The sequence below is a fragment of the Actinotalea sp. JY-7885 genome (assembly GCF_014525465.1).
Taxonomy (GTDB): Bacteria; Actinomycetota; Actinomycetes; order Actinomycetales; family Cellulomonadaceae; genus Actinotalea.
This window is the reverse complement of the sequence record NZ_JACEXH010000184.1, coordinates 1-5,932: the sequence shown is the minus strand read 5'-3', so window position 1 is coordinate 5,932 and position 5,932 is coordinate 1. Positions and strand designations below refer to the sequence as shown.

The following is a 5,932-nucleotide window of genomic DNA, read 5'->3' as shown; positions in this document are numbered from 1 at the left end:
GACGCCCGCGACCGGCCCGCCCGACGGCGGGTCCTCGCGGACCACCGTCACGCCCGGCCGGGCGAGCTCGGGCGGCCCCACCACGACGACGCGCCGCGCGCCGGCCGTCGCGGCGAGCGCGTGGTCGAGCAGCGTCCGTCCGGCGACGACGACGTCGGGCTTGCTCACGCGACCGAGGCGGCGCCCCTGCCCACCGGCCAGCACGATCGCGTCGAAGGTCACTCCCGGCGCCAGTCCCCCGAGCGCCCGCCGGACTTCGCGACGAGCCGCACGTCGGTGATCGACGTGCCCTTGTCCATGCCCTTGACCATGTCGACGACGGCGAGCGCGGCGACGCTCACGGCGGTCAGCGCCTCCATCTCCACGCCGGTGCGGTCCGCCGTGCGGACGGTCGCGGTGACGTCCACGCCGCCGTCGACGACCTCGAGGTCCACCACGACGCCGTGCACGCCGATGACGTGGGCGAGCGGCAGCAGCTCGGCGGTGCGCTTGGCGGCGCTGATGCCGGCGATGCGCGCGACGGCGAGCACGTCGCCCTTGGGCACGTCGCCCGAGCGCAGCGCGGCGACCACGTGCGGCGCGCACAGGACGTGACCGGCCGCCGTGGCCTGCCGGACGGTCGGCTGCTTGTGGGTGACGTCCACCATGCGCGCGTGGCCGGCGTCGTCCAGGTGCGTGAAGCTCATCGCTCGGCTCGCATGAGCCGCACCCTATCCCCGGGCTCGACGCGCTCGACGTCGGCCGCGACCACCGCGAGCGCCTCCGCGCGGGCGAGCCCGGCGACGAGGTGGGAGCCCGAGCCGCCGCGCACGGCCGGGCGCACCGCGGGCAGCGACGCCCCGCCGTCGCCCGGCGCGGCGGTGCCCACGTACGTCACCGGCATGTACTGCTCGCGGCCCGGCGGGCTGGTCCACCCCTCGAGCGCGACGGCCTCCTCCTCGACGACGTCGGCGGCCAGGCCGCGCAGCCGGCGCACGGCGGGCCGGACGAAGACCTCGAAGGAGACCGACGCGCTCACCGGGTTTCCGGGCAGCGCCACGATCGGGGTGCCGCCCCGCAGCCGGCCGTAGCCCTGGGGCTTGCCCGGCTGCATCGCGACCCTGACGAACGCCATGCCGGCGTCGGCGGCGAGCACCTCCTTCACGACGTCGTACGCGCCCATGCTGACGCCGCCCGAGGTGATGACGAGGTCGACGGCGCCGTCCTGCGCGTCGAGCGCCGCGCGCAGCGCGTCCGCCTCGTCGGGCACCGCACCGACGCGCACGACGTCGCAGCCCGCGGCCCGCGCGGCCGCGGCGAGCAGGAACGAGTTGGAGTCCGGGATCTGGCCGCGGGCCAGGCGCGCGCCCGGGGCGACGAGCTCGCTCCCGGTGGACAGGACCGCCACGACCGGCCGCCGGTGGACGGCGACCTCGCCGCAGCCCACCGACGCGGCCGCCGCGACCTGCCGCGGCCCCAGGAGCGTCCCCGCCGCGAGCACGAGCTCACCGGCGGCGACGTCCTCGCCGGCCCGTCGCACGTGCGCTCCGGGGGCCGCCGGTGCGTGGACGGCGACGACGTCGGTCGCGCCGTCCGTCTGCTCGACCGGGACGACCGCGTCCGCGCCGGGCGGGAGCGGCGCGCCGGTCATGATCCGCGCCGCCGTCCCCGGTGTCACGACGGGCTCGGCGGCGCTGCCGGCGGGCAGGTCCGCGAGGACGGTGAGGCGCACCGGTTCCGCGAGGGTCGCGGCGGCGACGTCGTGCGCCTGCACGGCGTAGCCGTCCATCGCGGAGTTGTTCCAGCGGGGCAGGGCCTCGGGCGCGCGGACGTCCTGCGCGAGCACGAGTCCTGCGGCGTCGGCGATCGGGACGCGGACGACGGGCAGCGGCTCGACGAGGCCGAGCACGGCGGCGCGGTGCTCGGTGACGGTTCGCATGCGCGCCAGTATGACCGTGCGTCAGGCCGTGAGGTCCTCCCAGACGAAGGGCGTCGTCGTGCCGGTCTCCCAGTCGCGCCGCAGGATGGCGTAGGCGACCGAGGCCACCGGCTGCCCGCCCGCGACCGGCCACCCCTCGCGGTAGTGCGCCTCCTTGAGCCAGCCGCACCGCAGGAAGGTGCGGCGCATGGCGACGTTGTCCTCGCGCGTCTGGCCCTCGAAGCGGTGGACGTCGGGCATGGTCCCGAACACCAGGTCCGTCGCCGCGCGCACCGCCTCGGCACCCAGGCCCCGGCCGCGGGCGGGCTCGTCCAGCCGGAGGTCGAACAGCGGTGCGTCGTCGCTGAGGTCCTCCAGCCGCAGGAAGCCGATCCGCCCGAGGACGTCGTGCTCGAGCCAGAAGGAGTCGTGGTCCTCGTCCCGGTAGGCGCCGTCGGCGATCGCGCGCTCGACGTCCTCGGCGGTGAGCCGCGGCCGGACGTGGAACGGGAAGACGTTGCGGGTCATGAACTCGACGAGGTCGGCGCGGTCGACACCCGTGGGATCGAGGCGGTGGAGGGAGACGGTCATGGGGGTCGACCGTAGCGCCGCGGTCCGCGCCGCCGCCGCGCCGGCCGCGCGTCCGGGACGCCCCGCGGGCGGTCGGGCGTCAGTAGGAGGGCAGGGACGGGTCGACGTCGCGGACCCACGCGAGCACGCCGCCGTCGAGGTGCGCGACGTCGCGGCCCGCGGCCCGGACCGCGCGCGCGGCCTGCGCCGAGCGGACGCCGCTGCGGCAGTGCAGCACCACGGGACGGTCGCCCGGGACGCGCGGCAGTCCGGTGCCGTCGAGCAGGTCGGCGAGCGGGATCGCGAGCGCGCCGGGGATCGCGACGATGGCGCGCTCCCCCGGCTCGCGCACGTCGACCAGCGTGAAGTCGTCCTCGCCGCGCTCGCGGGCCCTGAGCCGTTCGGCGAGGGCGAGCGCGCCGATCGTCGGGACGTCGTCGGGCGTGACGGCGGGCAGGTCGTCGGGGACGTCGTCGGTGCGGGCTGCACCGTCGGTCGGGGCTGCATCGTCGGTCGGAGCTGCACCGTCGGTCGGGGCTGCACCGTCGGTCGCGGCCGGCGCGTGGGCGCCGCCGCGCAGCGGCACCTCCGACCAGCGCGCGGCGAGGCCGTCGAGCACCAGCACGCGGCCCAGCAGTGGCTCGCCCGTGCCGGTGATCAGCTTCACGGCCTCGGTCGCCATGATCGAACCGACCTGCCCGACCAGGGCGCCCAGGACGCCGCCCTCGGCGCACGAGGGGACGCTGCCCGGGGGCGGCGGGGCCGGGAAGAGGTCGCGGAGCTGCACGGCGGGCACGCCGCTGCCCTGCGGCGGGCGCCCCCAGAACACCGACACCTGAGCGTCGAAGCGGTAGACGGACCCCCAGACCTCGGGCAGCCCGAGACGTACGCACGCGTCGTTGACCAGGTAGCGGGTCGGGAAGTTGTCGGTCCCGTCGAGCACGAGGTCGTAGCCCCCCAGCACCTCGTCGACGGTGGCGGCGTCCAGCCGCACGTGGTGCAGCACGACGTCGACGTCGTCGTCGATCCTGTGGACCGCGTCGCGTGCGCTCTCGGTCTTGGCCCGGCCGACGTCGGCACGGCCGTGGACCACCTGCCGCTGGAGGTTGCTGAGCTCGACGTCGTCGTGGTCGACGATGCCCAGCCGCCCGACGCCCGCCGCCGCGAGGTAGAGCAGCGCGGGCGCGCCCAGGCCACCCGCGCCGACGACGCACACGCGCGCGGCGCGCAGCCGGCGTTGCCCGAGCTCCCCGAGCGCCGGCAGCAGCAGGTGGCGCGACCACCGCTCGACCTGCGCGGTCGTGAGCGGCGGACCCGGCTCCACGAGCGGCGGCACCCCCATGCGCGCCACGCTACCCACCCCCGCGCGGCGCCGTGCCACGGGCCCCGACACCCACCGTGGAGCGATGTGCACGGGCCCCGACACCATCCACCGTGAGTGCCGCACACGGGTCCCGATACCCACCGTGGAGCGTTGTGCCGAGACACACCGGCGTGTCGGAGCACGACACTCCACATCCCGCGCACGACGCTCCGCTCAGCCGCACGACGCTCCGCACAGACGGCTCGCCGCGTCCGGCTACCAGCGTGGCCGGACAGCTGACGCCTCCGCCGCAACGGGCCCGACACCGACCGTGGAGCGTTGTGCCGAGACACACCGGCGTGTCGGAGCACGACGCTCCACGCACCGCGCACGACGCTCCGCTCGGCCGCACAACGCTCCACGCACGGCACGCGGCGCCACGCTCGGACGCACGACGCTCCGCGGAGAGGGGATGACGCTCCGCACAGGGCACGACGCTCCGCGCACACGGGTGGTGATGGGCGCGGGCGCCTGTCCGGACGCCTCCGCCCGCGGCGACCCGGCCGTTGGCTCCTTCAGGCGCGGGTGCGACTGTTCTAGCCCGTTCAGGACGCACGTGAGTACGGTGGGCCGATGCCGACCTACCGCATCCGCGACGCTGCGACCTTGATGGGCGTGAGCACGGACACCGTGCGCCGGTGGGTGGACGCCGGACGGCTGACGGCGCGGCTCGACGACACCGGACGGCGCGTGGTCGACGGCGCCGAGCTCGCGGCGTTCGCCCAGGAGCTGGCCTCGACCCCCGGCCCGGAGGGCTCGTCCGGGCACTCGGTGCGCAACCGGTTCACGGGCCTGGTCACCCGCGTGGTGCGCGACACGGTCATGGCCCAGGTCGAGATCCAGGCGGGCCCCTTCCGGGTGGTCTCCCTCATCAGCCGGGAGGCGGCCGACGAGCTCGGCCTCGAGCCGGGCGTCCTCGCGACGGCGACCGCCAAGGCCACGACGGTCGCGATCGAGCGCCCGACCACGCACGACGTCGGCCCCGGCGCCCGGCGCCCGTCGCCGTGAGGGTCGCAGCATGAGCTGGCGTCCCCCGGCGCGGCGTCCGTCCGCGGTCGTGAGTGGTGCCGCGTGAGCACGCGTCGCGCGGCGTGGCGCCCGATCGCGTGGGCGGCGACGACGGTCCTGCTCGTCGGCGGCGGGGTCTGGCTCGCGGAGGGCGGGACCGCGTCCGCAGGGACGGACGCGGCGGACGCGCCTCCTCGCGCGGCACCCGGCGGCACGGACGACGACGCCGTGGGCGAGGTCGTCGTGCTCGCCGCAGCGTCGCTCGCCGAGCCCTACGAGACGCTCGCCGCCGAGCTCGAGCGGCGCCACCCCGGGCTGACCGTGACGATCTCGACCGGACCGAGCACCGCCCTCGCCGCGCAGGTCGCGGCGGGTGCGCCCGCCGACGTCCTGGCCACGGCCAGCGTGGAGACGATGGCGGCCGCGACCGGCGCGCTCGACGAGGCCGGGACCGGGACGCCCGAGCCCGTCGTGGTCGCGACGAACACCATGGCCCTCGCCGTCCCGGGGCCGTCCGCGCCCGGCAACGGCGACGCGCCGGACGACGACGCCGCCGTCCGGTCCCTCGCCGACCTCGCCCACGCCCGGTACGCGGTGTGCCGCCCCGAGGTCCCGTGCGGTGAGGGCGCCGACGCCGTGCTGGCCGCCGCCGGCGTCGCACGCGCGCCGGTGACGTACGAGAACGACGTGGGCGGGGTCCTCACCAAGGTGGCGCTCGGCGAGGTGGACGCGGGACTGGTCTACGCGTCCGACGTGCACCCGTCGGCGCCCCTCGTGCGTGCGGGCCGGGTCGTCGGCGTCCCGCTCGACGGCGCCACGGGCGATCGGGGGGCCGCGGGCGAGCCCGGCACCGCACTCACCGGCGACGGCGCCGCGCCGTGGACGACGTCGTACCCGGTCCTCGTCCTGCCCGACGCGCCCCATCCCGCCGGCGCGCGCGCGTTCGTCGACCTCCTGACGTCCGACGTCGGCCGCGCCGTCCTGCGCGACGCCGGGTTCGGACCGCCCCCGTGAACCGGGCGACCACCCCGATGGTGCCCGCGCCCGGCGCCGGCCCGACCGACGAGCCGGGCCGCGCCGCCCCGCCTCGCACG

General features: G+C 77.1%; 7 protein-coding genes. 2 read left to right on the top strand and 5 right to left on the bottom strand.

Annotated features, from left to right (window positions below; all coding sequences use genetic code 11):
• From IDM29_RS14070 to IDM29_RS14050, 5 genes are all read right to left on the bottom strand, one after another.
• Nucleotides 1–222 (bottom strand): molybdenum cofactor guanylyltransferase (locus tag IDM29_RS14070; protein WP_188037666.1); only part of this gene is annotated, 222 nt, incomplete at its 3' end.
• Nucleotides 219–686 carry a cyclic pyranopterin monophosphate synthase MoaC gene (moaC, locus tag IDM29_RS14065; protein WP_182111809.1) on the bottom strand — a complete coding sequence of 156 codons (468 nt, stop codon included), beginning with the start codon at nucleotides 684–686 and terminating at the stop codon, nucleotides 219–221. The genes IDM29_RS14070 and moaC, both read right to left, overlap by 4 nt.
• A complete protein-coding gene (glp, locus tag IDM29_RS14060) occupies nucleotides 683–1,918 on the bottom strand; it encodes a gephyrin-like molybdotransferase Glp (RefSeq protein WP_188037665.1) in 1,236 nt (411 codons plus the stop codon). Before glp ends, moaC begins: the two co-directional genes overlap by 4 nt.
• A 21-nt stretch (nucleotides 1,919–1,939) precedes the next feature.
• Nucleotides 1,940–2,488, bottom strand: a complete 549-nt coding sequence (locus tag IDM29_RS14055) for a GNAT family N-acetyltransferase (protein WP_188037664.1) — start codon at nucleotides 2,486–2,488, stop codon at nucleotides 1,940–1,942.
• A gap of 79 nt (nucleotides 2,489–2,567) precedes the next feature.
• Entirely contained in the window at nucleotides 2,568–3,809 is a 1,242-nt protein-coding gene (locus IDM29_RS14050; RefSeq protein ID WP_188037663.1) for a ThiF family adenylyltransferase, read from the bottom strand.
• Nucleotides 3,810–4,403: 594 nt separating this feature from the next.
• Between IDM29_RS14050 and IDM29_RS14045 the strand changes: the two genes are divergently transcribed.
• Both IDM29_RS14045 and modA read left to right on the top strand, forming a co-directional pair.
• Nucleotides 4,404–4,838 (top strand): molybdopterin-binding protein, encoded by a 435-nt coding sequence (locus IDM29_RS14045; protein ID WP_188037662.1) that lies wholly within the window; start codon nucleotides 4,404–4,406, stop codon nucleotides 4,836–4,838.
• 63 nt (nucleotides 4,839–4,901) lie between these two features.
• The gene (modA, locus tag IDM29_RS14040) at nucleotides 4,902–5,852 is read left to right on the top strand and encodes a molybdate ABC transporter substrate-binding protein (protein ID WP_309232741.1); all 951 of its coding nucleotides are present in this window, start codon (nucleotides 4,902–4,904) and stop codon (nucleotides 5,850–5,852) included.
• Nucleotides 5,853–5,932: the final 80 nt, after the last annotated feature.